Below are 25,995 nucleotides of genomic sequence, written 5' to 3' on the forward strand. Positions count from 1 at the left end.
TTCCGCCCTTGCAGGCTGGTTGCGATAAACGGGCAGCAGCAGGCGAACATGTGAACGATAATCTGCTCATGTGCCTTGTCTATTCCCTGGATGCTTGAGCTATTGGGTGCTATTGTTCTAATAGATGGATGCGTTCGAGGCTTTGTGTGTAGACGGCACCTGCTGATTAAGATGCATGCCTTGGCCGAGATAGGGCTCAACCTAAATTCACAGCTAGTGCGAAGTAGGTGCCTTTATGGCCGTTTCGAGAGGGTTGGTCAATTGACTCCTTGTCACCATGAGTAACGCCCCTCTCAAGAAGGGGTAATGCGAGGATGGCCTGCACGATCGAGGCGGTGCGGCGTGAGGAGCGGCTCAGCGCGGACGACCGCATGCCCGGCTTTCCGATCCCGAACTCCTCCGGCCCGGACGTGGCCCAGGCCTTCATCCGGATGGACGACCCGGAACACATCCGCCTGCGCGGGATGCTCACCGGCGAGTTCACCGTCAAGCAGATGGAGCGACTGCGCTCGCCGATCCAGGAGCAGGTCGACGCCGCTGACGACCCGCAGGCTCTCCGCACCGCCCTGACCGCCACAATCCCCATGGGCCGCATGGGACGGCCGAGGAGATCGCCGCAGCCTCGCGACCCACGGCCAGCGCGGCGACCCGTCCGGCGGCACCCGGCCGTAGAAGCCGCCGTCGGGGCTGGGAGGGAGATCCATGGCGGTGTCCTTGCCTGCCGGGGTGCCTTTAGGAGCGGGGGCGGCCGCGGGACGGCGGTACAGCAGCGATGTCCCACGGCCGCGCCGTCCGGTTCGGGCTTGTGCCGGGCGGCTGCCGTGGTCTACATGCGGGTTCGCAACCACGGCCGGGATGGCTCCTAAGCTGGCGCGTGGCCGCTGCCGGCCCTCATGGGCGTGTCCAGGGTGCGCTCTATCGCTGTCTCGCTGCTCTCCACGGCGGCGAGGAGATCCGCCATCAGCGGGTCCGGGATGGCGCTGTGCCCGAGCCCGGCGGCTTCCGCTGCGGAGGTGAACGCCTTCTCGTCGGCGTGGTTGAGGAACGCTCGGCACCCGTCGTGGGCGAGCACTTCCCGCGCCACGTAGCCGTCTGCGGAGTCGAGGGCGTCTTCTACGACGTGGGCGTACGCCGGGTGGACCCTGGCGGGGGCGGCGCAGGTGGTGAGATCGACGACGGCCAGGCCCAGACGGGCGCGGAAGACGGCGTGTCCAGGCTCAGGCCTACCGGCGAGGTACCGTTCGACCATCAGAGCGGTCTCCCGGTCGGCGTGCGGGTTGTCCACGAGGCGGCACAGCACCTCCAGGCACGCGGAAACCTGGGCTTCCCACGGCTGCGTGATCGTGCTGCCGTCCAGCACGGCCAGGGCGGCGTCCGCATCCCCGGCGAGGCAGGCGTTCACGATCTTGACCTGGCGGCCGTCCAGCAGGTGCAGGCCGATCCCCTTGTTCTGTTCGACGTGAGCGAGCGCTTCCCGCCACCGGTCGAGGCGTACGAGGGCGCGGGTGCCTTCGGACAGGTAGACGCGATACGCCCAGATGCGCAGCTCCCGCTGCTCCTCCGGGCTGCCGGTCAGGTCCTGGGTCGGCAGCGACCGGCCCTCGATGACGGCAAGAGTGTTGGTCTTCAGGGCGTGGTAGAGGGTGCTGAGTGAGGCCCAAGCCGTCTCGGCGTCGCCTGCCCGGATGCGCAGCCGTGCCAGGTTCACCACGGGTTCGAGCATGTGCATGGCTTGCCGGACGGTGAGACGGCCAGCGTTGCAGTAGGGGGCGATCTGCCGCCAGCACAGTTCCCACGCCAGGTCGGGCAGGCCACAGTCGCTGGCAATCAGGGCAGCCCGATTGAGCACTCGGGCAGCGCTGAGAAGCGGGTCGGCGGCGTCCTCGATGTCGCGGGCGAGGGTACGGACCTCGGCCACCCGTTCGGCGAGTGGCGGGTACGTGGGGCGCGGCCGGTCGACCAGCGGGAACCAGCGTGCGAGCTGGGCGATGTCGGCCGCCGTCATGGCCGGCTCCCGGCCGGGAGGAGCGCTTCGCACGCCGCACGGCTGAGAACGCCCTGTGCGGTTGCGGACAGGCCGAGCCGGTTCCAGTGGAAGATCACGTGGTGGACGAAGACGTTGCGGATGCCCCGGGCAAGGCGCCCTGCGGTGGCGGCCCCGTAGAGGGAGTGCCCAGCCTGGCGGAAGTCGTCTGACCAAGGTGCGGCAAAGGCGAGCGGCCCGGCAGGGGTAGTGGGGCTGAGAGGAGAGGCGACCAGAGGGCGGATCTTGTCAGCCAGCGCCTCCACCTGGCCGGGAGGCGGGGGCGTGGGCAGAGGGCGTAGTTCGGCGACGCGGTGCCAGACGTCGCCGCGTTCAAAGCGGTCCAGACAGGTGCTCAGCATGGTGCCGAGAAGCAGCATCGAAACCTCCTTGCGGCCTACGTCCGGCGCCGATTGCTGCAGGTAGGTGACGATGTGGCGGCTGTCGGCACAGAACAGGTCATGGGCGATGTCCATGCCGGTGGGGCCACCGAACGCGGCGGTTTCCGGCTCGTAGATGGCCGATCGCCAGCATGTGATCACCCCAGAGGTGGCGAGGTCGTTCAGCGCGGCGTTGACTGCCGCTCTCATGGCGGTGGGGTCGGAGCGTGGGCGTAGCCGTAGCCGCAGACCGGGCTGCTTGCGGATGAACCACCAGGCGTCGACCAGTTCGTGAAGGCGGTCCAGTTGCTGGCCAATGGCAGCGGCTGCGGCATCGGCTGTGTCGGGGAAATCCGCGTTAACCTGGTGCCAGGCACGGTCGGCGCTGCGGGCCTCCAGCGCCTCGCATCCGGCCCCCTGGTAGACCTCGATCGCGTCGATGAGGTCGCCGGGCTGTGCGTCGATCGCCGCCGCAGCCACGGCTACGGGGGTGCCGGACAGAACCGCCAGCACGGCATCGGTTAGCCGACTTGGCGGGACAGCGGTCAGGTGATCAGTAGGCATGTGTCCCATCCCGAGTGCGGGGGTGTGTTGTACGCGGAGGTGTGCACGGCCAGAGCAAGGCCAGCGGATCCGTCTAGCAGGCTGCCGTCGTAGTACCGCTCTGCTACGTCGTGCTTGTTGAGCAAGATGGCCAGCCCGGGAAGGCGGGCGGTGATCCCAGGGCCGAGGGCGTCACGGGACGCGTGCCATGCGGTCTGGTAGACGCCGGCGACGCCGTGACAGAGCCCCGGTTCGGTGAGGTGCCCGAGCTGGGTGGGGTCCGCGAGGCAGGCGGCCATGGCGTGCTCGGCCATGTGCTGGCGGGCTGTGTCGTGGAGGGCGATGCCGGCCAACTGGAGAGCGCGGGCGATCCCCGGAGTGCTGTAGCACCATGAGGGGCGTAGCGGTTCCTTCTGCTGGACGTGGCCGGTCTCCAGCTCCGAGCGGGTGATCCACTGCGGCCACCACGGTCCGGTCTCGCCGTCCTGGCGCCACTGGTCCAGCCAGTCACAGACGCGCTGGATGGCGTCGGCCTGCCCGTCCACGGCGATGCCGTCGCGCGACGCTATGGAGAGCAGGGCGAGCACGCCCGCGATGCCGTGGGCCATGCCGAAGTTGGCGTGCCCGCCAGGGGTGGGTGAGGCTGGACCGGGGTCGTGGCCGACCCACCAGCCGGGCAGTCCGTCGTCGGCCGACTGGGTCAGCCGTACCAGGTGGGACAGGATCGAGGGCAGGACGTCGGCGTCCGGGATGTAGCGGATGAGCAGCGCGGCGATCCCGGTCAGGCCATTGAACACGTCGTATTCCGCGAACGTCGCCGCCGCGCCCCGATCGACGCGGGCGGTCGCGTGTGCCAGCCGCCGTTCAGCGAGCCGGGTGACGGAGCCGTCGATAGCGGCGGTGTCATAGCGGCGGGCGTGGCCGATCTGGGCGGCGTGCAGGATGAAGCTGATGGCCGGGGCGCCGAAGTAGAGTCCGGCGTCGTCGGCCGCGCTGATGTCGTCGCGGGTGGCAGCCTGAATCCAGGTGTGCACAGCGCGCCATGACTGCGCTCCCGTGTGGGCGCGTTCGATGTGCAGCAGCGCCGTTCCGGCAACACCCCTGGCCAGCGACTGCGCCGGTGCATGGGGTGGCGTGGTCATGGCGTAGTCCGTTCGGTGAGGGCCAGGCGGTGCATGGCGGCGGCGCGGGCCAGACGGTTGGTGACGGTCTCGACGGCGGGGTCGACGCCGAGGGCGCGCACGTGATGGTCGTGCAGCAGGGACCGCAGCACGGTGATGGGCAGACGGTGGTGGCGGCCGAGTTGGGCGCGGTAGGCGTTCAGCGCGGCCCGCCGCGCCGTCCATGCGTCGGCCGCCGCCACGCCTCCCGGGTGGCCGCGCAGGACCTGATCGTGGTCGGCGGGGTCGGCCAGGCGCAGTGTCGTGTCCCGCAGCGCCCGGTCGAGCTCCCCGAACGTGCGGTCGAGCTGGTTGACCAGCCACCCGTACCCCTCGTCGGACGCGGCGAGGCCGGCGGCGAGATCGGCCATCGACGCCGCAGCGATCGCCTGGCCGGGCAGCCCGGTGAGCGTGGCCATCGTGATTTGTGTCAGCACTGCAGCGGAGTCGGCGGCGGCCACCCGGTGCGCCGCCGCCATCGCCGTCCCGGGCCCGTATCGGCCGGTCTGCGGCTGGTGGGCGGCGAGCGACAGGTGGGCGAGCAGTCCCCGCGCTTGCAGATCGCTCGCGAAGTCGGCCAGGTGGGCGGCGGCTGCGCCGTACTGGTTGGGGTCGGCGAGCTGGAGGTAGAGCCACAGCTCTTGGATGCTGTCGGGCCGGAGGGTGTCGCGGTGGCGGCGGAACCACCAGCCATCGAGGTCGAGGGTTTCCAGGAGTCGGGGCAGGTGGTCGGTCAGGATCTCGTCGTAGCGGGCGGGGTGACCGTGTAACTGCGCGTGGATCACGTCGCCGGCGCCGGGCATCAGCATCGCGGTGGGTCGCTCCAGGACAGCGGGCGGGGCAGGGCGGCGGGTGGATGGTGCGGCGGTCAGCGTGGCGAGGAACTCACAAGCCCGGCCGGTCCAGTTCCCGGAGGGGTGTTCGCGAAGTTCGATCTGCCCGGCGCGGTCGAGGCGGCTGCGCAGCAGGATCCGGTCCAGACGAGAGTCGAGGTCGAGCGGGAGCCGGGCTTCTTCCTGGTACAGCACGACCGAGGAGGGGACGCACCATCGGTCACGCCACGCTTCGAGGTGCTTCTCCCACACCTGCGCGGGGTCGCGCGACGTGCCCAGGTCGGACGCGTTGAGGATCCAGCGGGCCGGGGCCAGCACCGTACGGCCGTAGCGCAGCCGCGGCAGGTGCGGCAGCTTGCGGGCCGCGCCCCAGTCGAACAGCCCGTAGACGGCGTGGCGAGCACGCGGTACTCCGGCGAGGAACCGGACCAGCGGCGGGGTGTGTAGCGACGCCTCCAGCGCGTGTAAGGCCCAGGGCATGACGCGGCAGCCGGTCGACATCTGGATCAGGTACATCTGGGTCGCGTCGGCGGTCACGGCGAGGTCGTCCACGCTGATCGGGTCGGTGCCGGTGGCGGGATGCTCGGCCAGGGAAATAGCCGCGGGCAGGAGCTGCGGGACGCGCACGACGTTTTCGTTGTGCCTGCGGCGGGGCGGGAAGGACAACTGCGCCGCCACCGCGTCATCATCAGGCGCGAAGGAGGCCGCCAGTAGGTCGCGCTCCTCCTGTGGTAGCAGGTGGGCGAATCGGCCGATCATGCTGCTGCTCGTTCTCGGCGCGCCGGTGACCCACAAAGTGAACGCACCCCGGGCGAGCGCGTCCGCCGATTCCGCGTCCACCTGGAAGGGCAACTCGGCGCGCTGCGCGACGACCATCTCGGCGGGGTCGCCGACCGTCAACTGTCGGATCAGCGGCTCGGTCAGCGTGATCTCTGGACGGCCGTCCACCGTGGCCTGCTGGATGAGCGCCAGCAGGGTGCTGTCGCGGTCGCTCAGATGCCGCAGAGGCCGCTCCCGCGCCGCGCCGAGGAATCCGGCGGGAAGCCCGAGCCCTGAATCGGCGATCAGGTCCCGCACCGGCACCAGAGCGCCCGGTCCATACCGGGCCCGGAACGCGAGGTGGAAGTCCCGCCAGACCTCCGGCCCGAACGGGCGCGTGGTCAGGCGCAGCAGCACCGACGCGGCGGCGGCTGCCTCGTCCAGCACCGTGCGCGGCAGGCTGATCCGCCCGTCCACCGCGGTGTCGGCGGCCAGCACGGTATCGGTGCCGCTGCAGACGGAGATCATCCGGTCCGCGACGGCGGCCATGTCGGCGTGCGCCAGCGGGTCCCCCGCGGGAGGGCGGGTGAGCTCGTCCTGAATGCCTTCGAGATCCTTCAGTAGGTCCGCGATATCGGCAAGGTCTTCGCCGACGGCGTGCAGTTGGGCGATCAAATGCGGCAGGCCGTCCACGACGGTCGAGGGTGGACGCAGGGCGGTCAGCAGAAATCCTTGCGTGACGAGGTCGGCCAGCATGGTGGTGATCGCGGTGAGCGTGGCGTTCTGGAATGCCGCGTGGAGCTGCTCGGCGAGGTGTCCGAACGGGACCGGCGCGTTTGCCGCCTTCAGAGCGAGCCGTGCGGGCCGGATGTGGCGGATCGAGATTTCGGTCAGCGGACCTGGCTGCCCGGCGCTGGGTCGGCCGGGGATGATGAGCCGGTCGCCACGTAGGAAGCACGTGTTGTTGGCCATCACCGGCAGACGGGCCAGGAGCTCGGGGTGCCGCTCCAGCCGGTCAACGAGCGTGGCGAGCCACTGACCGTCGGCGCGCATCACCACCCGATGGTCTGAGCCGAAGCAGGGCTTCGTAGCGTTTCCGACGTGTACTGGTGCGATCCCGGCGAACAGCCCGAAGGGGACGGGGCGGCGCTGCCAGCGCAGCAGATAGGCCGCCACCGTCAGCGTGAGCCGCCGTAGCCGCTCGGCACTCGCCTCTTCGGAGGTGACGATGTCGAGCTGGCCGGCGAGGGACGGGCTGGCCAGGCGCAGGGCTGCCCGGACGTCGGGACGCGCCCAGGTCTGGGTCAGCCACCGCCGATCGGCATCCGCCTGAGCGTCGGCATTGTTGAGGTGATCGGGCGCTTCCAACCCGTCCGGGTAGGTACTCACCCGGGTCACTACTGGGCCGGAGGGCTGGAAGAACGGCGCTGATCTCATGATCCTCCGCCTCAGGGGATGGAGCTGTCGGCGCCGCCAAGGGCAGGCGCCAACAGCGGGGGTTACTCCGTCGTTAGAACGGGTCGGCGACGGCGGTGGCGCAGGAACTCGCACACGAGGGGTTGCAGCCGTCGCTGGTGTCGCAGGCCAGCACGGGCATCGGCATGCTTGCCTCGATCACACGCATGTCGAGCTCGAACTCCTCGGCAGGCAACCCGTTGGATGCCTCGATGGTGTCGATTGACATTGCTTCCTCCTTCACTGGGTGGGTGGGGCTACCTGGCTCCGAGCAGCTACGTCGGGCCAGGAGATCGTGATCTTCGTGTGGCGCTTGTCGATGACCATCGCGCCCTCAGGCAGCGCCTTCTCGGGGGTGTCGATCGGCCAGACGGCGAAGTCGGGGCTGGGGCCGTTGCGATAGTCGCGGTCCCACACCCGCACCTGCTCCACGATGGACTCAGCGATTTGAGAACCGTGAGGCCCGTAGCCATGCGCGCCCATTTCGACGCCCTCGCCCGTCGGCCGGACCGACAGGTAGCCGAAGGAGTCGCCGTCGTCATCGACCGCGGCGAATGGGAACCGGCGTCCACCCGGCTCGACCGCGACTCCGGGGTCACCGTTACTGGTGTCCACGACCAGGTGGCAGAAGCCAGGGAACGCGGTCGCCATCCACAGCGCCAGGTCCGGGAATGGTTCCGACCTCTGAACGGTCACCCCGGACCAGGCCGCGGCGGGCTCGCTGTCCAGGACGCCATCGAGAGCGCTGGGCCGCTCCAGATTCCCGTCGTCGAAGCGCAGCCCGACTTTCTTCCCGCGCAGCAGCCACAGATGACCGTCATTGGCGCCGGCGCCCTGCATCCAGACGAAGCCGGAGACCACCTGCGACACGGCGACGAGGTGGTCGTTCGCAGGTTCCAGGGCGAGCGACCGGCTGATGCCCTTCATCCGAAGGGGGACGACGATCCTGCCGCGCGGGGTGAGCTGCTCACGCCAGGCCGGAGGGATATCCCAGGCGCCGACAGTGACCATGATGCGGTCGTAGGGGGCATCGCCTTTCAGGCCGTACTCGCCGTCGCCGGTGGCAACCCGCACCCGCTCATAGCCGGCCGCGTCCAGGCAAGCGCGGGCCCGGCTGATCACGTCGGCGTCGATGTCCATGGACGTGACCTGACCGGTCGGGCCAACCAGCTCCGAGATCAGGGCCGCGAAGTAACCACCCGAGCCGATTTCCAGCACCCGCATCCCCGGACTGATGTCAGCCTGCATCAACTGTACGGCCTGGGTCTCGGGCGCGGACATCGTGGAGGTCAACACGCCGTGCTCGCTGCGCTTGACCTCGACGATGTCCAGCGCGTACGCCTTCTCCGCAGACACCTCGGGGGCGAAGAGATGCCGGGGAACAGTACGGAACGTGGCCTCGACCTGCACCGGGAGTGGAAAGCCCCACTCCGCGCACGTGGTTGCCACGGCGGTGGTCATGGCGTCACGCAGGGCGGCGACGTCCTGGACGTCGTTGTCGGTGGTCACAGATGAGGTCCCCTCTTCTTAGTCGTGATGGGCAACTGGTCGATGGTGGCTGCCGACGGGCTGCTGAGCGGGTTAGCCACGCCGTCCCCTCCGCTTGAGGAAGGTGTCGGGCTCCGGCGCCTCGCCGCGGCGCAGGTGCTGGGCTTGGTGCGCTTCGGCGAGAGCGATGTAGATGTCGAGGGCCTGGCGGTAGAGGCCGCGGCCGGTCTCCTCATAGCGGTCGCCGGTGCGGCGCAGCACGAAGAACTGGCCGCCCTCGGACGCCCACTCGTACAGGCCGCAGCACGAGGTGTGGGAGACCCGCAGCAGGCTGCCGACCGTCCTGTGCGGCTCCCACTTGAACGCGGGTTGGTCCTGCTCGTCCTGCTCAGGCTCAACCGTCTGTTGGCGGGCTCTGGCCATCGTCTGTACTCTCCGCACGGGTCTGACTGTCTTCTGCCGTGGGGTGAGAAGTAACGGGAGGGCGGTCCGCGCCGTCCTCGGCGGGTGGCGGGCGCTGGCTCCTCTTGACGGTGTCGAGGGTGAGGAGGGCAGCGCATGCGATACCGGCGTCCATGTCAGGCCCTTCGCGTACGAGGTCCGGGCGTCGTACACCCGGAGGTGGTGAGGGAGGCGGGCAGACCCCCGCCTAGATCCGCCTCCCTCGGTCCCGGCCACGGAGGCGCCAAGGGGTGCGGCGCACAGGTGGGATGACGACCGGGAGGTGGGGCTCGCAGCCCACGGCGGCCAGAGGCTCCACCGTGGGACTGCGAGTTGTAGGCGACGCGGACCACGACGGGTGCTCGGATTCTGGACCTGGGTCCGCGCCGGAGCGCACGGCCGGCCATGGACGAGCGGTCCTCGACCGGCCGCGCCAAGACACGACGTGACGTTCCCGCCTGCGCGCGGGATCGCCTGCCTGGCCGTGTCTCGTCTTGTCACCCGTGCCTCCCAAGGAGGCCGGGAAGTATCTCGTGGACGATGGGGTACTGCACGGGGGCCGACCTGGACAACTGCAGCTCGCCGAGTCTCGCGGACACGCGCTGTCGCAGATCCTGCGGGGTACGCCCCTTGACGAAGATGCCTTCGGGCGTGTGGCCCTTGTAGAACGCGGTCAGGTGCTTGCCCGCGGGCTCCCAAAGCACGAGCACGGTCACGCCGTACTCGTTCTGCAGCTCGGCCGCCCACTCGGCGCCCTTCACGTCGTCGGGGTACTCGTCCTGGTTGTCGGCGTACTGGTCATCAACGGATGCCACGCCCTTGCGTCGGTGCCTCATGCCGCGTCTCCAATCGGGCCCGCCTCGCCCTCGTGCTCCGCGCACGAGTCGAACGCGGCCACTGCGGCGACGAAGTGCGCTCTGCCGACATCACGCAGGATCGGGTCGGAGGGCCGCCACGTCGACGCCTCCACAAGGCCGGGCTCCAGCAGGGGCAGGCCGTCAAGGAACATGCTCCGGATCGTGTTGAGCGGGCGCGGGTAGATGTCGGCGGTCCGCTTGTACGCGGTGAGAAGCCGGTCGAGCTCGTCAGCGGTCAGGAGGTCGCTCCGGGCGTGGCTGAAAACGAGGTAGCCGCCGGGGAACGCTGCCATGTACCGGCGCAGGATGTCTCCCGGCTTCTGCTCGTCCGGCCAGAAGTGCGCGAGCGCTGTGGCCACGATCCCCACGCGTTGGCGAAGGTCGAGGTGAGCGCGAACGTGCGCGAGCACTGTGTCCACGTCCCGCGCGTCCGCCTCCAACATCATTGCGCCTTCCATCGCGAGCAGCGCCCGCCCGAAGATGGCGACGGAGGGGTCTTGTCCACGTACGCGACCCGGTCGCCCAGGTGAACGCGGCGGGCCGTCTCCAGCGTGGTTTCCTCGCCTACCTGCGGCAGGCCGCAGCCGAGGTTCAGCCACTGCGTGACGCCCAGCTTGGCGGCGGCCTCAACTCCGCGGGGGACGAACTCGAGGTTCGCGCGGGCCGCCTCCGGGAGCTCTGGGGCGATCTCCGTCATCGCCTTGACCACGTCCCGATCGCTGGCCCGGTTGTCCTTGCCCTTGGTCACGGCGTCGTAGACACGGGCGATCGATGGGGCATCGCCGGGGATTCCTGGGCCGGCCGAGGTCACCGAGGTTGCGCTACGGGAGTCCATAAGTTGAGACCTTCAGAGGGGAAGGGGCGGATTGGGGTTCGAGGTGTCACCATGCGCCGGTCCTCAGTGGCTGGTCGTCGGGCACGGCGAAGAAGTCTTTGAGCCGGTTCCTGATCGTGACCGCGATCTGGTGCGCGTCGTCGGAGTTGATATCGATGCGTAGGACGTCGTATCCGGCCTGGATGAGCCGCTCGCATGCCTGCCGGTAAAAGTGGGCCTCGGCATGGCTGGAGCTGGGGGCGAGCTGAAACCGGTTGTGCGCTCCTCGCTCCGCCAGCCGTGTTGCGATCAGTTCGGGTGTGCCTTCGAGGACGACAGCTAAGTCCGGCCGGTCGGCCAGGGAGTTCAGGCCCCACAGGAATGTCGGGTCCACTCCGTCGAAGCGCTGCATGACCAGGGCGGACGGTACGTATCTGTCGCAGAGGACGATTTCGCCGGCGTCTAGGTGAGGTTTGATCTCGGTCTCAAGGTGGTGGTAGCGGTCCGCGGCGTACAGGCAGGCCAGTGCGGGGCCGGTGACGGTCTCGGTCATCTCGCGGGCGATCTTGCCGAGGACTCCGTTGGACGGTTCGGCGGTGGTGTGGACGTGTTCGCCATCGGCCACCAGCAGTTGCGACAGGTGCGCGACGATGGTCGACTTCCCGGCGCCGGAGGGGCCGTCGATGCTGATGAATAGGCCGCGTCGGTGATCAGAAAAGGGTCTGAGCTGCGTCATCGGTCGGTCCTTCGCAGGAGGTCATTTTCGCTTCGGTCAGGAGGGCGGCCAGCGGCAGCGGGCCCGCGTTGGCGGCGAGGTGCGCAAGGAGGCGGGTGCACATCAGAGCGTCGTAGGCCGCCCGGTGGGGTTTCAGGCCGACGGGCATGTTCGCGGCGAGCTTGAGTTCCTTCGCGAGCGCGCCCAGCTTGTACGAGGGCAGTCCGGGCACAAGGCGGCGGGCCAGCTTCAGGGTGTCGATGACCTGGTCGGGCTGGAAGCTGGGCAGTTCTCGGGCCAGCACGCTGAGATCCACGTGAGCGTTGTGCGCCACGAAGATGGCGCCGTCGAAGACCGCCATGATGTCCGCGGCGTACTCCACGACAGGCGGGTCAGACGCCACCTGCTGGTTGGAAATGCCGTGGATGCGGCAGGCCAGCGGCGTGATCGGCCTCGGAGGCTTCACCATCCACGTCAGCGGCTCTCCCACCGTGCCCTGGTCGATCAGGACGATGGCCAGCTCAACGAGATCGGGAGGCTGTTGGCCGTTGCCTTCGACGTCCGCGACCGCGTAGCGGAACTCCGTCCATGGGGCCTGACCGTCGATGTCAGCCATCCGCGTTCTCCCATCCGATCTCGGCTCGGCCGTGCCGTCGTTGCCGATGTGGGTGTGCGGCGTCATGGATCTGGAAGCCGAACCGGTGTTGGAGGTAGTAGCGCGGCTGCTCGGATGGCAGCCCCTCAACCTGCGCTGCCCGCTCCGTGATCTCGATGACCCGCATGCCGGCCGCTTCGGGCAGGACGGCGGCGGCCCCCCGGAGTTGGCGAACGGTCGGCTCTTGATGCGCCTGGGCGCACCGGTCGAGCTGGGCGGCCGGGCAGATGTCGCACAGCTCATTGATGCCGTAGTGGCCGTTGTAGTCCGGCAGCCCGTGGGCGTACGAGACGGCGCACGAAGTCTTGCGGAACAGCGGCGGGGCGTCGGATGGCCGGCGGGCGAATGCCGCGAGGATGCGTTCCTCCAGCGTCTCGGGGACGATCTTGCGGCGCATGGTCTCCTGATACGGCTCAGGCAGGCCGTTGGCCCGGTAGTAGTCCGCGATCTCGTCCCGATAGAACAACCCGGTGAACACCGTGGCGTCTGCCCATTTGGACAGACTCGCGGCCCGCGCCAGGTGGGCTGCGGTGTCGTTCAGGCCGGGCACCAGGGGCCGCCAGTAGAAGATCGTCCGATAGCGGCGTGGCCCGTACGTCGTGGCAAGCCGCATGGATCGCACGGCGATGCCCGAGGGGTGCGGCTCGATCCGCTTGTCGTAGATCCCTGAGTACGTGAACAGCAGCGTCACCTTCACGTTCGTCAAGGCGTTGAGGCGCTCGCAGTCGCGGACGTCCACGTGAGCGCGGGTGATCACCAGCACGGGGTTCGTAAGCCCGCGGTGGTCGAGGTCCTCCAGCACCGCGAACAGGTGGTCCCGTACGCCCGGCAGGAACGGGTCGGTGGCACGGTTGAAGACCTGCAACGGGGTGTCGTGCGGCCGGAAGTACCGATGGCTGACGAGCTGCTCGACCGCCTCACTGTCGCTCATCAAGGCCCGCGGCCGGCGTGCGTCCCAGAGCCCGTAGGTGTGCCGGATGCAGTACGCGCACCCGAGCGAGCAGCCCTGGACGTGATTGAGGGACAGCCCCGACTTCCGGTACTCGACGACCTCGCGGGCCCGCTCTGGGAGCGCGGCCACGGCTTCCTCGGACAACAAGGGGACGAACGCTGAACTCACGACAATCTCCAGGTCAGGACCGCCGATGGCGCTGTCAGCGTGACACGGGGCCGTGGAGAACAGCGAGGAAAGTTCTAGAGATTTCTCGAATCTGGCCAGCCAGGAGAGGTTAGGCGAAACATCGAGCTACGACGTCGCGGCGCTTTCTTCATTGTCGTCGGGCAGCGCCGAACGCAGTTCCTCCATCACCTGGGTGATGACCGCCCGAGCGCTGGCACCGTAGGCCGCGACGGACGCCATGGCCCCGAAGACCTTCTCGTGCAGGTTGATCTCCTGCGCTTGGGTCAACGTCAACTCGGCCGAGAAGATCTCCACAAGTACCTGACGGTCATCGAAGATCCAGAAGCCGCACCCAGGGGCGATGACGAACGGCGTGCCGAACGGGATGACTCCGAGCCGCACATTGGGCAGCGTCGAGGCGGCCACCAGCCGATCGAGCTGGGGGAGCATCAACTCCGGCGGGCACAGCCTGTACCGGAGAACGGCCTCGGTGATCACGAAGTGGAAGCGTTTCCGCGGATCGTAGAGGATCTCCTGACGGGCCAGCCGGGCGCGGACGGCGTCGTCGATGTCGTTCGTGATCCCGAACACGGTGATGGCCTGAGCCAGCCGATGACGGGCATATCCCGCTGTCTGAAGCAGCCCGGGAACGAAGGCGGGCTCGAAGACCCGAAGACGAGTAGCCCGCCGTTCCATGTCGGCCCAGGTGCCCTGATGGTGCCTGGTGCCCCCGCTCAGGAGGCGCTGCCACTCCGCGTGCGCAGACTCCATCGTGCGCAGCATGGCCAGCACCGAGGCGCTGTCCTGCTCGTCGCCGGTCGTCGCGCCGACCCAGCCGATGACGTCGGCCTCTGTGGGGGTCTGCTTCCCCGTCTCCAGCTTCGAGATCTTCGAGGCAGGCCAGGACAGACGCTCGGCAAGTTCACGGCCGGTCAGGCCGGCGGACGCACGCAGGGTCCGCAGTTTGTTGCCGAGCGCCTCTCTGGCTTGCTGGACGCTGGTCACGCCCCCTTTTCTACTCAGCCGTCCTACTCTCGTGCCAAGTCGGCGAGGAACCGCTCACGAGTGACCGCCCGATGCCAGGCGTCGTCACGAGCCGCCGCCAGTTTGACCACGGTGGCCGGGTCCGTGACGATCTCGGCACCGAGCAGTACGTCATCATTGTCGAACACCAGCCGAGCGGCCCACTTGGAGTCGAACAGCCAATAGTCGAACTCCGGCAGACCGGCCGCCTGCGCCCGGTTCAGATAGCGGATGTCCTCCCCGGCCTGGATGGCGAACTCCGCACACCACAGGCCGAAGCGGGAGTAGTCCGACAGCGGAACGGAGACGACCCGCACGCGGTGGACGAACTTGTCCTTGGCAGCGTGTTCGGCCATGAGGTCTAGCCAGGGCCGATTCCATGCCAGGTCGTCGGGCTCGTCGGCGAGGAACCTGCGGAGCGGTTCGTGCTCGCCCGGGGAGTTGTAGCGCTCCCTCGGCTCCAGCCGGAACGCGGTGTGCTCGAATGACCTGAACAGATCCCCGAACGCGTCGCCGGAAACCAGGGTCAACGCCCCTCCCCGGCGCTTTCGTCCGCCGCCGTGGTCGTGGTGGCGTCGTGGGTTGCGGGGGCCTGGTAGAAGCTCAGCAACTCCAGGGGGATCTCGATGTCGGCCTCACCGGCAGGAACCTCCCCCAGATCGGCGAGCGCCTGCGGGTCAGTGATGCAATAGCCACGCACCACGAGACTGCCCCGGTCTGTGGCGTACAGCGTGGGGGAGCCGCCGTTCTGCGAGTTTGAACCGAGGAACGTAACCCTCATACCTGCCTCCGGAGAGAAGATTTCGAGAACATTCACCACGAGGGGACTACGACTCGGCGTAACCGTCAACCCTCCAGACGCGATCGTTCTAGGACGTTCGGGGAGCTCGCGTCACCGCCGCATAGCCCGTATGCCGCATAGCCCGTACAAGGGAGCAGAAGTTACCGCGCTCCAGACAGCGCCGCTCCAACTCGGCGAACCAGCGTTCGATGGAGAAGCAGGGCACCTCCACCGTGTACCGGATCAACGAAGCCTGTGTGAGCTGCTTCCCGACCGTCGCAGACGTGGTCATGGGTAACCTCGCCCCGGCCGCGCCCATCTGTGAGTGAAGGAGACCGCCATGGCGCGACGGGATCGTGGACCACTACTCCCAGTTGGCCAACGCCGCTGCTGCGCCGACGATCACCATGTGTCGGCCGCGGAACGGCTCAGGGCCGCGGTAGCCGGCTGTGTGGAGCTGCTCGCCCTAGAAGTCGCGGATGCCGGGGTAATGCGGGACGTAAGGTCATGACCGGGTGCCGGTCGCGCTGATGACGATCCAGGCCTGCCAGGTGCCGGCGTCGGTTTCGACCGTCAGGCGTTCACCACCGCGCCGTACCGCATGGATGGCGGCCCGATGGAGTGCGAAGCACAGCGGCGTGGACACGGTCATTAGTCAGCGGCCGCCCGTGCGCACCATGCCCGAACGACTCCCCTGCCAACCCGGCCGACGCCGTCGTCCTCCAGCGCCGAGAACATGGTCACCGGAGGGTTGGTTACGTACAGCGTCTTTTGTTGAGTGCGCAGATATTGACAGTGGTCGACGCGGAAAGCGGCTCAACCTGGCCAGACGCTGGAGGCGACGTTCTCGCTCACCGATCGGCGGTCACCATGGAGGGACAGGGACGACGACCGGCGAGGAAGCGCCATCCCAGGTCACCCTGATCTCCCGCGGGGTGTCGTGCACCAGTGACGAGCTGAGCATCACCTTGGCCGAAGCACCCGGCTCCAGTGTGACACCGTCCGGGGCCTGATCTACGCCGGGCACGGTCGTGTCGACCGTCACGCCGGTCACGGTCTCGGTGCCGGCGTTCCGGAGATAGGCGGCGAACTGCGACTCGCGCGTCACCTCCCACGCGACCGTCGGCTGCATGTCCCGCATCGCCTCGATCTCGGCGACCTGCTCGGCTGCGAGCGCCGAGCGCTCCGCTGCACCCGCGGAACGCGCGCCGGCCGCTGCCGATTCTTCGGCGGCGACCGCCGACCGCTTGGCTTCCTCGACAGCTCGTTTGGCCGCCTGGGCAGAGTCGCGCTGGTACTTGAGACCGACCAGCGACACCGCGAAGGCTGCCAAGGAAAACACGAGAGCGACGACGACTCCGGCCCAGGTGGCGAGATCTCCAGTAGCGGCTTCCATGACCGCTCCTTCGCGGCTTGGCGGTTGAGCGGCGCTTACCCTATCGCCGACCAGCGAGCGCCGCGTAGGCCCTCTCTGTCAGACTCTTGTGAGACCTGGGGACGAAGTAGTCTTCTGTGACTCAAGCAGGGCGAGAACAGGATCTTTTGGACAGTGACGTTGACTGTGGCCGACCTTCGTGGGGATCTCATCGATGATGGTGAGGTGGGCAAGGGTGACAGACCTCGATCGGATCGGCCGAAGCGGCGCTCGTTCACGTCGGAGTACAAGCTGGCGATGGTCGAGGCCTACGACGCGGCGAGCGAGCCGGGTGCCAAGGGCGCGTTGCTGCGCCGCGAGGGGCTGTATCACTCCCACATCATCGAGTGGCGCAAGGCCCGCGACGCGGGGGCGTTGAATGCGCTGGCGGCCAAGCCGTCCGGGCCGAGGACGCGCAAGAGCGAGGCCGAGAAGGAGAACGAGCGGCTGCGGGCGCGGGCGGAGAAGGCCGAGCGTGAGCTGGCCAAGACCAAGGCCGCGCTGGACATTATGGGAAAAGCGCACGCGCTCTTGGAACTGCTCTCCGAGAGCGCGGACAGCGACGCGCCGCCCAGGAAGTGATCGATGAGGCGTTCGCCGCGCTGGAGCCGGTGCTCGGTGTGAGCGCGGCGTGCGCGGTGTCGGGCAAGTCGCGGGCCACCGTGCACCGCCATCGCCATCCCGCCCCGGTCGTGCTCGGGCCGCGCCCGGCGCCGGCGCCGCATCCGGCGGCGCTGAGCCCGGACGAGCGGGCGGAGGTGCTGGCCGTCTTACGCTCGCCGCGGTTCGTCGACAAGGCGCCGGCGCAGATGTGGGCCACGCTGCTGGACGAGGGCGTTTACCTGTGTTCGATCTCCACGATGTATCGGCTGCTGCGCGGGTGCGGTGAGGTGCGCGAGCGCCGGCGGCAGGCCACTCATGCGGCCCGGGCGCGGCCCGAGTTGGTCGCCCGAGCTCCGTCCCAGGTGTTCACCTGGGATATCACCAAGTTGAAGGGGCCGGTCAAGGGCGTCTACTACGACCTCTACGTGATGATCGACATCTACTCGCGCTACGTCGTGCACTGGGAGGTCCATGCCCGCGAGAACGCCGAGCTGGCCGAGCAGTTCATCGCCGCCGCCATCGCTGCCAACGGCGGCCGGGCACCTGCGCACGTGCACGCCGACCGGGGCACCTCGATGACCTCCAAGCCGGTCGCCGCGCTGCTGGCCGAGCTGAACATCGCGCAAAGCCACAGCCGGCCGCGGGTGTCCAACGACAATCCGTACTCCGAGGCGCAGTTCCGGACGCTGAAGTACTGTCCGGCCTTCCCCGAGCGCTTCGGCTCCCTTGCTCACGCCCGCACCTTCTGCACCGAGTTCTTCGCCTACTACAACCACGAACACCGGCACTCGGGAATCGGCCTGCACACCCCGGCCTCGGTCCATCTGGGCACCGCCGGCCAAATCCGGGCCGAGCGCGCCCGAACCCTCCAGGCCTCCTACGCCGCCAACCCCGGCCGGTTCCGACGCAAGCCCACCCCGCCCAAACTGCCGCAGGCTGTCTGGATCAACGAACCCGCCAAGGAGGAAACCAGCTCCGATACAGAACAAGTCGCCTGAAACGTCTCAAACGGTTTGACAGTCACCAAACGCAGCAGCTGCTCTCGTCCCAGATCCGCTGCTGGTGTGGTTGATGCTCACGCAGGTCGCGTTGGGGAACTACCAGGAAGCCGATGTAATCATCACCGCATCTGGACTGAATCCATGGCTCGCCGCGGCGGGCGCCTGGTGTCTCGCCGGGCTCGCCTTCGACAAGCTGTACCCGCCAGACGGCAAGGGAGACGAGAAGTAAGTCTGGCCTTGCTCGACTCAGCCATCGGTGTGCAGTAATCGCCTTCCATCGCCAAGGGCTTACCGACCGATCGATTCGATCAAATGATCATCCAGGTCAGCGATGAATCCTTCCCTCCGCCACGGCCGCAGATCCTGGCGCGCATGGCGCAGGCGGATCATGGCAACTCGCCCCCCAGTTTCGGATGCGGCATCAATGCAGCCGTGCAGCAGCTCGGCTGCTGAGTGCGGGTCTCCAAGGCGGATTCGGGCGAGTGCCTGATCTGCCGACACGATCGCTCGCTGCACTCGCTCACGCGGCGCGACCAATGCCTGAGCCGAGCGGGCGAAGTAGTCATGCGCTTGGGAGGGATCTCCGACATACAACGAGGTGACCCCCTCGAAGCCGCGCAGATGAGCAGGCGAGAACGAGCTTGTGGCTGGGTCAGCGGCGCGGTCTTGGTCCAGGTCATACCATGCGAGCGCGAGCGCCGCCTTCGCGTGCTTCTCCGCACCGGCTCGGGCAGCGATCTCCGCCTGCAACGCGTGCGCTCGGGCTCGGACGGTGACGCTCTGGCCGACACGCGCATCACGCACCGCGGCGTCGATGAGAGCCTTGGCGGCGTCCAAGCCGGGCGTCGAGTACAGCGTGACGAGCGCGTTGCTCATGTGGACGACCGCGCGCCGCCACGGGACTCCAAGGCTGCCGGCCATGTCCGTCGCTGCCGAATACAGAGCCCGGGAGGCGTCATCGTCTCGGGTCTCGAATGCGAATCGGCCAGCGAGCGTGTACGCCTGCGCGGAGATGAGCTGTAGATCCGGCAGGAATAGGCTAGGGACGGACATGTCCAGCAGCCGCCGGCAGGACTCGATGATCGGTGCGAGCAGTAGCTGCAACCGCACGAACGGGACGCTCCCGACCTGGCCGTTCACGTGCGAGATGGAATCTCGCATCGCGGCCAAAAGCCCCTCGTCAAGGCGTGACGGGTCAGCGAGAGCCACAGAAAGGGCGGCCTGCGTGGATGGGCCGAGCAGCGCAAGCAGTTCCACCCCGGTGCCGGTCGCCGTTCGGACAAGAATCGTGCGCAGCTCGTTGAGGCGCCCCTCGCTCACGCCGAAGTACCCGAGCGCCTCCAGCAGCTCTGCGAGGTCGCTACCAGAGCCGAGAGACATCTGTCCTCGGGCATCGTGGGCATAAAGGTGGGCGAGCAGCAGTTGGTACCGCTCTCCGGGCACGATGGGACCGGTGCTGCTCTCCCATCGGGCGACGGAGCGTTGCACGCTCGCGATGCTGGTGTCGAATGGCTGCCCAAGCCGGGCAGCCATATCGACAAGGGCTCGTGCGACGTTGGCGAGGGACCATCCACGGGACCGCCGCAGCCGCTTGAGCATGGCAGCGCCGGTTAACCGGCTGTGCGTGCTCATGCACTAATGATGCCCGTAATTGCGTTCACACAGGCACGATCAGTCGAGGTCTTCCTTGCGAAGCCCCGTAGTTGATGGTCTGCCACGTGCCCGATGTCGTCTCGTCCCCTTCTCGGGGGAACCCGATCACCATGCGGCCGCGATCGACCATCCAGCGATTTCGCGCGTGATAGGCCGGTGTCTTGAGCTCTGCGGCGCGCAGCTCGACGATCTCGGTGATTCGGTCATGGCACTGGGCGATGGCTTGCCGGGCCTCGGCAGGCTGGTCCTGAACAGTGCATGGCACGACGACCGTGATCCGGGCTTTGGTGCTACCGGCCAGCCATAGCAGGCTCAGGCTGTCGATGCCGACCGCGCCTCCGATGTAGAAGTGTGCGTCATCAGTCGCGAACGGCGACAGATAGGTATCGAACACATTTGCGTACCAAGTGAGCTCGCGGTGCCCGGTTGATCGTGTCCCCGTGATAGCCGCCACCAGAGGCATGATCATCTCCGTGTCATAGGTTGTCATATCCCGCTCGCCTACCAGTGGCAGTGGGATTGAGGCATGGACGCGAATCCCACGGCAATTCTGCACGACCTCCTCGAAGCGCGCGGACTATCCGTCGCGGAAGGAGACGGCGGCACGGTGGCTGTGGGAAACCCCCTGCATCCGCGAATCAAGGCAGTAGTAACAGCCACAAACGGCCGCTACCTCACAGACTACGGATACGAGCTCGGTGAGCAGGGCGATGAGCGTGCAACTGCTGACCGTGTCGCTTTCCTGCTCGCCGCGCCCGCGGCTGCCATCGCGGATGGCGTACAGACATCCCCCTTCGAGGTTTCCATGACCGCTGACCGCACCACATCGCCCCCATCCGGGGTGGACCCGAACACGCCCAGCATCGCCCGCGTGCTTGGCCCTGCGGGTGGTGGTTCTTCATGACCACCGATCCGTCCGCCACTGGCCCGGGCAGCACGTTCAAGCCGCAGGAGGCCACTGTTGCCGGCACGTATGCCGCGTTGCGGGGATCGAAGAATCCGTTGGATCCTTCGCGAACCGCGGGTGATGGCATCGCAAAGGAGGTGCCGAACGTAGACCTGGTCGTGGAGGAGAACGCGGCTGCGCTCGTCCGCGCGGTCGAGCACCTGGCGCGTGCCGGGCACGATCGGTTCGCCGACCTGGGTGGCGGCATTCCCGAGCAGGAGCTGGACCGGCGCAAGCTGCCGGATCTGTGCATGGTGGCTGCCAGGCATCAGCCGGGGCGGCGGTGGCTGATGCTGGATTCTGACGTGCTGGCCATCATGCACAGCACGCAGTTGTACGGCAAGTTGCCGGGCATGGCCGTGGTCCAGCAGGACCTGCGGCGTACCGACGCGGTCGTGAAGGCTCTGGAGGCGCACCTGGGCCATGACAAGCCCATCGTGGCGATCTTGGGTGCGGTCCTGCACTTCCTCACCGACCACGAGGTCACCGCTTTGATGGCGGCGCTGCGGACGTTTCTGCCGCCCGGCAGTGTCGTGGTCGTCACCCATGCGACCAGCACGGGCGTGGACCCGGACATGGTCGTCAATGGCTCGGCCCGGTATGAGAAGGAGACCGGCGTCCCCATCTACCTGCGCGCCAAAGAGGACATCACCGCATACGCGGACGGCCTCGAACTCCTCCCTCCGGGTGTGGTGCCCACGCCCAGCTTCCTGCCCCCTCGACCAGAGGGACCGCCTCCGAAAGAGGCACCCTACTTCCTCATGTGGATGGCCAGGAAATGACCTCACACGACGACACCACCGCCGGTGCAACGCGGGCTGTCGGGTACCCCCTGTGGTTCTCGTTCTGGGCGGCGCTGTGCTCGATGACCGGCTTTCCTCTTCTCGCGTTCTGGTGGTACCCGCCCCAGCCCCCGTCCTTGCCGCCGCGAAAGCAGGCCGGCGAACCGCGTACGAGCTCTCCTGTTGGAGGTATCCGTGACAGTGACTGACCGTCCGACTTGGGAAATGCTGCCTTTGGCCGTCCGCGATGCCGTCGAGGATCGTCTGAGCACGGTGATAGACGTCCAGTGCATAGCCGGTCGGCGGCCGGGGTTCACCGCGCGGGTGTACGGGGCCCGCCAGAATGCGTTCGTCAAGGCGGTGTCGCTGGAGAACGCAGACCACGTCCTGGAGCCGTTCCTGCGGGAGCGTCAGGTGGCCGCCTTTCTGCCCGAGCCTGCCGCGCCGGCGCCGTGCCTGTTGCAGGTGCGGAAGGTGGACGGATGGCTGCTGATGTTCTGGGAACTGATCAACGACAACGCCTGTTATGTCAATTTGCGGCCGGGGGATCTGGATGTCCCGGTCGTGGTGGATGCGGTGGGGTGGCTGTCGCGGCAGCCGTGCCGGGCGGGCTGGGAGAACACCGTTCGATCGGTGCAGCAGTATGTCCATGCTCTCCGGGCTGCGGTGGACCCGCTCCTTGAGCGGCCGCCGGTGACGTTGGCTGATCCTCACCGCTACCGCCGGGCGGTGGATCTGCTGAAGATGGATCGGCTCGCGGCCTCGGTGCCCACGCTGCTGCACGGGGATCTGTGCCGCAAGAACATGCTGAGCAAGAATTCCCTGGTCTACCTGGTCGACTGGTCGAAGGCGCTCGTCGGCCCGGCGTGGCTGGATCTGGCGAGCGGTCTGGGCCCGCTGCTCGTGGCCGAGGGCCACGAACCCGAGGAGGCTGACAAGTACCTGCACGCCGCCTCGCCGCAGGTCTGGGCGGCGGCGCACCCGGGGGATGTGGCAGCGGTGGCCGCCCTGACCAGCCTGCGCCACTGGCGCCGGACCACGGCCCCCTACCCGGCCGACCTGATGTATCGGCAGGACGCAAAGATGCTGGCCCAGGCCGGCCAGGACTGGCTGGACTACCGGCTGGATGCCCTGTAGCCGGACCGACCGCAACAGCACGTTCGACATCACCAGAAAGGAGAGACATGAACTCGCACGGTGGCTATTGCATCTGGGAGACGTCATGGCCCGTCTGACCATGGAGGACCTGCCCGGTCCGGTGTTCGAAGCGATCAACTTCCAGTGCGGACAACTGCTGCGCACTCCCCAGTTCCGGCCTGCCAGCCCGGACGGCAGCGCGCTGCTGGCCCGGCTGGAGTTCGCTGACGGCAGTCGCGCGGTGTTGAAGGCGGGGATCAAGGGCACCGACGCCGGTGAACTGCTGCGGCGAGAGATGTGGGTCCGCACCCACTGCGCCAGCGTGCCCGGTCCCGATGTGCGGCTGGTCGCCACCATTGACCAGGCTCATCTGCTCGTGACGAGCTACGTCAACGACATGTACCATCAGCCGAGCCTCATGGCCGGAACGCGTGACCTGGAGTTGGTGATGGAAGGGCTGGGGGAGCTGAGCTTGCGGTTCACCGTCACCAGCGTGCCCAGCGGTGCCGCGCGGGCTGAGGACGACCTTCGCGAGGAGGTGCGCAGCGCCGTCAAGGTTCTCAGTTCAGGGGTACTGCCCGTCGGCGAACTGAACATCTGGCAGGCAGCGGTCCGCCTGTTCGACGACGCGGCCATCGCGGGCACGACTCTGCTTCACCGGCAGTGGGTGCCGCGGCACCTGCTGGTGACCGTGGGATGTCCCCTCGTCGTCACCGACTGGTCCCGGGCCGCGTACGGGGCCGCCTGGGTAGACCTGATCCCGTTGGGGGTGCATCTCGTGCAGGCCGGCCATCCGGGGGAGCAGGTGGAGGACCTGTTCGCGCGTTCCTTCCCCTGCTGGCGTCGGGCGCCCTACAGGGCGGTCACCGGCTATATCGCCACATGGGCACTTCATCAGATGCTCGTGGCATCCCGCACGCCCCGGCCGCAGGACCCTCCTCAGCCTGGCCCCACTCCGGCCCTACAGCCCGCGGCGTTGGCCTGGGTACAGCACCGCCTGCGCTCAAGCTAACCAACCGGCCTTTCTCCGGCTGAGGACCGCTCCTCTCCCGCCGGCCCTCGGATGGCCAGGCCGTGAGGCGGCATCTCATTACCATCTCGCCGTCGCCACTCGGCTGATCTCGGCACAGGCGTGAGACCGGGCCGCGACCGCATTCCCAGCTTCACCCCTCCTTCACCCCCCTTCTGTTTGGACATTCATGAAACGACTACTATCGGTTACATTATCGGCGCTGTACGTGCTCGTGATCGGGTGCGCGCCACCGAGCAGCACCACAACGCCTCGCTCGACAGGGATCTGCGGCCCGAACACCGCACCCACGCCATCGGCAACCACGGACACGGCTAGCGACCTCGTCACCCTCCAGGTGGCCATCATCTCCATCCCGGACGTCGCGCCCGCGAAGCTGGCGGAGCACTGCGGCTATTTCGCCCAGGAGGGCCTGAAGATCCGCTGGACCGAGATCCGCGGCAGCTCCGACGCGGTCCCCGGCCTGGCAAGCGGCGACACCCACGTAGCCCTGTGGAACTACGTCACCGGGTACGCGGTCGAAAACCGGCAGCCGGGCCTGGCCCGCCTCATTGCAGACGCTTATCAAGCCGAAAACAACTGCTTCCTGCTGATGGTCCGCAAGGACTCCCCGATCAAGAGCCTGGCGGAACTGAAGTGGAACGGCACCGGCAAGAAGAAGACCATCGGTGTAGGCACGTTCAAGAGCGTCTCCACCCTCACGGCGGAAAGCACCCTGCGCATCGCCGGAGTCACCGCGGACGACATCGAATTCGTGCAGGTTCCGCTACCGCAGATGGCCGCAGCTGTCCAAAACCGCCGCATCGACGTGGGATGGATGACCGAACCGTTCATCACCTTCTTCAAGACGGAGTACGGCGGCCAGCCACTGGCGGACGTCGCCACGGCGGGCACCAGCCAGTGGCCGATCGCCGGCTGGGCGGTCTCCACGAAATGGGCCGACGCGCATCCCGACCTCGTCGCGCGCTTCCAGCGCGCTCTGGCCCGCGGGCAGGAACGGGCCGCGCGGGACGACAGCACGGTCAAGAAGATCCTGCCCTCCTATACGCACATCGACGAAAAGACGGCCAGATCGATCACGCTGGGCTCGTTTCCGCTCACGCTCAACCCGAACCGGCTGCAACGGGTCGCCGACGCGATGATCGAGTTCTCCAAAAGCAAGCCGGCAGCGGACAAGTACCTCACCCAGCCGATCAACGTCACCGATCTCCTGTGGCGGGCGCCCGGCTCGGCCTCCACCTCCTCCCCCTTCTCTTCTCCCGGAGTCACTCCATGAGCGTCGACGACCGCGACATGCCCGCCCCGTCGGTAGAAGACCCCACCGGTGCCCGCCAGATCGACGCCGACCCGTTCGCCGCCGCCCGGCTGCAGGCCCTCACGACGCAAGAGGCCATCCAGCAGATGACCGGCGCCGACATGCGACAGCACGCGTTGAAGGCATTCAGCACCCTCGGCATCGCCGACAGCCTGGACGACGACGAGTTCCGCACCAGCGACGAACTCGCCGAGATCTGCCAGGCCGAGCCGCAGATGATGGCCCGCTTCCTGTACGCCATGCACGCCCGCGGCGTGCTGACCACCGACGAGCACGGCCGCTACGGGCTGACCTCGCTCGGCCAGGCCCTGCGCTCCGGCGGCGCGATGTGGGCCGCCCTCGGCGTGATCACCTCGCCGCTGTGGCAGCAGGCAGGCGACAACCTGGCCGCCACCATCTGCACCGGACACCCCCACGCCCTGAACGGCGAGGAAACCCCCTACCCGCTCCTGGCCGCCCACCCCGGCCTGGCCGGTATGTTCGACACGTTCATGAGCAGCCGCACCACCGGCCTGGCCGCCACGCTGGCCGCCCGCTCCTTCGCCGGCTTCCGCACCGTGGCCGACCTCGGCGGCGGGGACGGCACCCTGCTGGCCGCCCTCCTCACCGCCCACGAGCACCTGGACAGCATCCTCATCGAGCAGGCCGACGTCACCGCCCGCACCGAACACCGACTCATCGAGCGGGGCTTGGCCGGAAGGGTCGAGATCATCGCGGGCGACATCTTCAACGACCCCTGCCCAGCCGCTGACCTGATCATCCTTTCGTCCATCCTGCACAACTGGGATGACCCCACCAACCTGCGACTGCTGTCCAACGCCCGCCAGGCGATGCTGTCGGCCGGGCCGCACGCCAAACTGTGGATCGTCGAAGTGCCGCTGCCGGTGCCTGGTATCCACAACCACGGTATCGACCTGGACCTGCGCATGATGAGCCTGTTCGCCGGCGGCCAGGAACGCACCATGCCGCAGTACTACGACCTGCTGGCGCGTGCCGGACTCAAGATCATCGACGTCTCACCCTTGCCGAGCGACCATGCCCTCATGATCGCCATGGTCAACTGACCC

The 25,995-nt window shown here is 67.8% G+C and carries 26 protein-coding genes and 2 pseudogenes; 9 read left to right on the forward strand and 19 right to left on the reverse strand.

Annotation, left to right across the window (positions count from 1 at the left end; genetic code table 11):
* Positions 1-314: 314 nt before the first annotated feature.
* On the forward strand, positions 315-866 hold the full coding sequence (locus AB0C28_RS52440) for a hypothetical protein (RefSeq protein ID WP_358084523.1): 552 nt from the start codon (positions 315-317) through the stop codon (positions 864-866).
* On the opposite strand, the gene AB0C28_RS52445 is transcribed toward AB0C28_RS52440, so the two are convergent.
* From AB0C28_RS52445 to AB0C28_RS52525, 17 genes and pseudogenes are all read right to left on the reverse strand, one after another.
* Positions 863-2,005 (reverse strand): hypothetical protein, encoded by a 1,143-nt coding sequence (locus tag AB0C28_RS52445; protein ID WP_358084526.1) that lies wholly within the window; start codon positions 2,003-2,005, stop codon positions 863-865. The genes AB0C28_RS52440 and AB0C28_RS52445 overlap by 4 nt on opposite strands.
* Positions 2,002-2,916, reverse strand: a complete 915-nt coding sequence (locus AB0C28_RS52450; RefSeq protein WP_358084529.1) for a thiopeptide-type bacteriocin biosynthesis protein — start codon at positions 2,914-2,916, stop codon at positions 2,002-2,004. The genes AB0C28_RS52445 and AB0C28_RS52450 overlap by 4 nt, the downstream gene beginning before the upstream one ends.
* 32 nt (positions 2,917-2,948) lie before the next feature.
* The gene (locus tag AB0C28_RS52455; protein WP_358084532.1) at positions 2,949-4,088 is read right to left on the reverse strand and encodes a lanthionine synthetase C family protein; all 1,140 of its coding nucleotides are present in this window, start codon (positions 4,086-4,088) and stop codon (positions 2,949-2,951) included.
* On the reverse strand, positions 4,085-7,087 hold the full coding sequence (locus tag AB0C28_RS52460) for a lantibiotic dehydratase (protein WP_358084535.1): 3,003 nt from the start codon (positions 7,085-7,087) through the stop codon (positions 4,085-4,087). Before AB0C28_RS52460 ends, AB0C28_RS52455 begins: the two co-directional genes overlap by 4 nt.
* 121 nt (positions 7,088-7,208) lie before the next feature.
* Positions 7,209-7,382, reverse strand: coding sequence for an FxLD family lanthipeptide (locus tag AB0C28_RS52465; protein WP_358084537.1), 174 nt, complete (start codon positions 7,380-7,382; stop codon positions 7,209-7,211).
* 11 nt (positions 7,383-7,393) lie between these two features.
* The gene (gene fxlM / locus AB0C28_RS52470; protein WP_358084539.1) at positions 7,394-8,662 is read right to left on the reverse strand and encodes a methyltransferase, FxLD system; all 1,269 of its coding nucleotides are present in this window, start codon (positions 8,660-8,662) and stop codon (positions 7,394-7,396) included.
* 72 nt (positions 8,663-8,734) lie between these two features.
* Positions 8,735-9,082, reverse strand: coding sequence for a hypothetical protein (locus AB0C28_RS52475; protein WP_358084541.1), 348 nt, complete (start codon positions 9,080-9,082; stop codon positions 8,735-8,737).
* A gap of 497 nt (positions 9,083-9,579) precedes the next feature.
* Positions 9,580-9,918, reverse strand: coding sequence for a hypothetical protein (locus AB0C28_RS52480; RefSeq protein ID WP_358084544.1), 339 nt, complete (start codon positions 9,916-9,918; stop codon positions 9,580-9,582).
* Positions 9,915-10,774 (reverse strand): annotated as a pseudogene (locus AB0C28_RS52485) (SAM-dependent methyltransferase). The gene AB0C28_RS52480 and the pseudogene AB0C28_RS52485 overlap by 4 nt, the downstream one beginning before the upstream one ends.
* 46 nt (positions 10,775-10,820) lie before the next feature.
* Complete coding sequence (tmk, locus tag AB0C28_RS52490; RefSeq protein ID WP_358084547.1) at positions 10,821-11,489, reverse strand: dTMP kinase; 669 nt, start codon at positions 11,487-11,489, stop codon at positions 10,821-10,823.
* Complete coding sequence (locus tag AB0C28_RS52495; protein ID WP_358084550.1) at positions 11,464-12,084, reverse strand: 3'-5' exonuclease; 621 nt, start codon at positions 12,082-12,084, stop codon at positions 11,464-11,466. The genes tmk and AB0C28_RS52495 overlap by 26 nt, the downstream gene beginning before the upstream one ends.
* Positions 12,077-13,243, reverse strand: coding sequence for a hypothetical protein (locus tag AB0C28_RS52500; RefSeq protein WP_358084552.1), 1,167 nt, complete (start codon positions 13,241-13,243; stop codon positions 12,077-12,079). The genes AB0C28_RS52495 and AB0C28_RS52500 overlap by 8 nt, the downstream gene beginning before the upstream one ends.
* A 126-nt stretch (positions 13,244-13,369) precedes the next feature.
* Positions 13,370-14,248, reverse strand: coding sequence for a helix-turn-helix transcriptional regulator (locus AB0C28_RS52505; protein ID WP_358084555.1), 879 nt, complete (start codon positions 14,246-14,248; stop codon positions 13,370-13,372).
* A 23-nt stretch (positions 14,249-14,271) separates the two neighbouring features.
* Positions 14,272-14,796: a DUF6879 family protein gene (locus AB0C28_RS52510; RefSeq protein ID WP_358084558.1), complete on the reverse strand. Its 525-nt coding sequence runs from the start codon at positions 14,794-14,796 to the stop codon at positions 14,272-14,274.
* Positions 14,793-15,047 carry a hypothetical protein gene (locus AB0C28_RS52515; RefSeq protein ID WP_358084561.1) on the reverse strand — a complete coding sequence of 85 codons (255 nt, stop codon included), beginning with the start codon at positions 15,045-15,047 and terminating at the stop codon, positions 14,793-14,795. Before AB0C28_RS52515 ends, AB0C28_RS52510 begins: the two co-directional genes overlap by 4 nt.
* Positions 15,048-15,552: 505 nt before the next feature.
* Positions 15,553-15,693 (reverse strand): hypothetical protein, encoded by a 141-nt coding sequence (locus AB0C28_RS52520; protein ID WP_358084564.1) that lies wholly within the window; start codon positions 15,691-15,693, stop codon positions 15,553-15,555.
* A 219-nt stretch (positions 15,694-15,912) separates the two neighbouring features.
* Positions 15,913-16,443: a hypothetical protein gene (locus tag AB0C28_RS52525; protein WP_358084567.1), complete on the reverse strand. Its 531-nt coding sequence runs from the start codon at positions 16,441-16,443 to the stop codon at positions 15,913-15,915.
* A 189-nt stretch (positions 16,444-16,632) separates the two neighbouring features.
* On the opposite strand from AB0C28_RS52525, the gene AB0C28_RS52530 reads away from it, so the two are divergent.
* Positions 16,633-18,062 (forward strand): IS3 family transposase gene (locus AB0C28_RS52530; protein ID WP_358084653.1). Its coding sequence is split into 2 segments (ribosomal slippage): positions 16,633-16,984 and positions 16,984-18,062, totalling 1,431 coding nucleotides; the frame shifts between segments, so codons are not numbered across the junction.
* Positions 18,063-18,135: 73 nt separating this feature from the next.
* On the forward strand, positions 18,136-18,294 hold the full coding sequence (locus tag AB0C28_RS52535) for a hypothetical protein (protein ID WP_358084569.1): 159 nt from the start codon (positions 18,136-18,138) through the stop codon (positions 18,292-18,294).
* A gap of 59 nt (positions 18,295-18,353) precedes the next feature.
* On the opposite strand, the gene AB0C28_RS52540 is transcribed toward AB0C28_RS52535, so the two are convergent.
* Together AB0C28_RS52540 and AB0C28_RS52545 are read right to left on the reverse strand one after the other, a co-directional pair.
* A complete protein-coding gene (locus AB0C28_RS52540; protein WP_358084572.1) occupies positions 18,354-19,697 on the reverse strand; it encodes a hypothetical protein in 1,344 nt (447 codons plus the stop codon).
* Positions 19,698-19,722: 25 nt separating this feature from the next.
* Positions 19,723-20,187 carry a hypothetical protein gene (locus AB0C28_RS52545; protein ID WP_358084574.1) on the reverse strand — a complete coding sequence of 155 codons (465 nt, stop codon included), beginning with the start codon at positions 20,185-20,187 and terminating at the stop codon, positions 19,723-19,725.
* Between the two features lie 57 nt (positions 20,188-20,244).
* Here AB0C28_RS52545 and AB0C28_RS52550 point away from each other — a divergent pair, with 57 nt between their 5' ends.
* The 6 genes and pseudogenes from AB0C28_RS52550 (at position 20,245) to AB0C28_RS52575 (ending at position 25,992) form a co-directional block, all read left to right on the forward strand.
* The gene (locus AB0C28_RS52550; RefSeq protein ID WP_358084577.1) at positions 20,245-20,622 is read left to right on the forward strand and encodes a hypothetical protein; all 378 of its coding nucleotides are present in this window, start codon (positions 20,245-20,247) and stop codon (positions 20,620-20,622) included.
* Positions 20,619-21,446, forward strand: coding sequence for an SAM-dependent methyltransferase (locus tag AB0C28_RS52555; RefSeq protein ID WP_358084580.1), 828 nt, complete (start codon positions 20,619-20,621; stop codon positions 21,444-21,446). The genes AB0C28_RS52550 and AB0C28_RS52555 overlap by 4 nt, the downstream gene beginning before the upstream one ends.
* 195 nt (positions 21,447-21,641) lie before the next feature.
* Positions 21,642-22,583 carry a phosphotransferase gene (locus AB0C28_RS52560; RefSeq protein ID WP_358084583.1) on the forward strand — a complete coding sequence of 314 codons (942 nt, stop codon included), beginning with the start codon at positions 21,642-21,644 and terminating at the stop codon, positions 22,581-22,583.
* Positions 22,584-22,668: 85 nt separating this feature from the next.
* Positions 22,669-23,595, forward strand: coding sequence for a hypothetical protein (locus tag AB0C28_RS52565; RefSeq protein WP_358084586.1), 927 nt, complete (start codon positions 22,669-22,671; stop codon positions 23,593-23,595).
* A 352-nt stretch (positions 23,596-23,947) separates the two neighbouring features.
* Positions 23,948-24,889: pseudogene (locus tag AB0C28_RS52570) on the forward strand (NrtA/SsuA/CpmA family ABC transporter substrate-binding protein); the annotation flags it as partial.
* Positions 24,886-25,992, forward strand: a complete 1,107-nt coding sequence (locus AB0C28_RS52575) for a methyltransferase (RefSeq protein ID WP_358084589.1) — start codon at positions 24,886-24,888, stop codon at positions 25,990-25,992. The pseudogene AB0C28_RS52570 and the gene AB0C28_RS52575, both read left to right, overlap by 4 nt.
* The last annotated feature ends 3 nt before the right edge of the window (positions 25,993-25,995 follow it).

The sequence above is a fragment of the Nonomuraea sp. NPDC048892 genome, from assembly GCF_040649735.1.
GTDB lineage: Bacteria > Actinomycetota > Actinomycetes > Streptosporangiales > Streptosporangiaceae > Nonomuraea > Nonomuraea maheshkhaliensis.

What these genes read in the sequence shown, in the direction of transcription:
- AB0C28_RS52440 (WP_358084523.1), top strand. Translation starts at nt 315, where the DNA reads ATGGCCTGCACGATCGAGGCGGTGCGGCGTGAGGAGCGGCTCAGCGCG.
- AB0C28_RS52445 (WP_358084526.1), bottom strand. Translation starts at nt 2,005, where the DNA reads ATGACGGCGGCCGACATCGCCCAGCTCGCACGCTGGTTCCCGCTGGTC.
- AB0C28_RS52455 (WP_358084532.1), bottom strand. Translation starts at nt 4,088, where the DNA reads ATGACCACGCCACCCCATGCACCGGCGCAGTCGCTGGCCAGGGGTGTT.
- AB0C28_RS52465 (WP_358084537.1), bottom strand. Translation starts at nt 7,382, where the DNA reads ATGTCAATCGACACCATCGAGGCATCCAACGGGTTGCCTGCCGAGGAG.
- AB0C28_RS52480 (WP_358084544.1), bottom strand. Translation starts at nt 9,918, where the DNA reads ATGAGGCACCGACGCAAGGGCGTGGCATCCGTTGATGACCAGTACGCC.
- tmk (WP_358084547.1), bottom strand. Translation starts at nt 11,489, where the DNA reads ATGACGCAGCTCAGACCCTTTTCTGATCACCGACGCGGCCTATTCATC.
- AB0C28_RS52495 (WP_358084550.1), bottom strand. Translation starts at nt 12,084, where the DNA reads ATGGCTGACATCGACGGTCAGGCCCCATGGACGGAGTTCCGCTACGCG.
- AB0C28_RS52515 (WP_358084561.1), bottom strand. Translation starts at nt 15,047, where the DNA reads ATGAGGGTTACGTTCCTCGGTTCAAACTCGCAGAACGGCGGCTCCCCC.
- AB0C28_RS52525 (WP_358084567.1), bottom strand. Translation starts at nt 16,443, where the DNA reads ATGGAAGCCGCTACTGGAGATCTCGCCACCTGGGCCGGAGTCGTCGTC.
- AB0C28_RS52535 (WP_358084569.1), top strand. Translation starts at nt 18,136, where the DNA reads ATGCTCACGCAGGTCGCGTTGGGGAACTACCAGGAAGCCGATGTAATC.
- AB0C28_RS52540 (WP_358084572.1), bottom strand. Translation starts at nt 19,697, where the DNA reads ATGAGCACGCACAGCCGGTTAACCGGCGCTGCCATGCTCAAGCGGCTG.
- AB0C28_RS52545 (WP_358084574.1), bottom strand. Translation starts at nt 20,187, where the DNA reads ATGATCATGCCTCTGGTGGCGGCTATCACGGGGACACGATCAACCGGG.
- AB0C28_RS52550 (WP_358084577.1), top strand. Translation starts at nt 20,245, where the DNA reads ATGGACGCGAATCCCACGGCAATTCTGCACGACCTCCTCGAAGCGCGC.
- AB0C28_RS52555 (WP_358084580.1), top strand. Translation starts at nt 20,619, where the DNA reads ATGACCACCGATCCGTCCGCCACTGGCCCGGGCAGCACGTTCAAGCCG.
- AB0C28_RS52565 (WP_358084586.1), top strand. Translation starts at nt 22,669, where the DNA reads ATGGCCCGTCTGACCATGGAGGACCTGCCCGGTCCGGTGTTCGAAGCG.
- AB0C28_RS52575 (WP_358084589.1), top strand. Translation starts at nt 24,886, where the DNA reads ATGAGCGTCGACGACCGCGACATGCCCGCCCCGTCGGTAGAAGACCCC.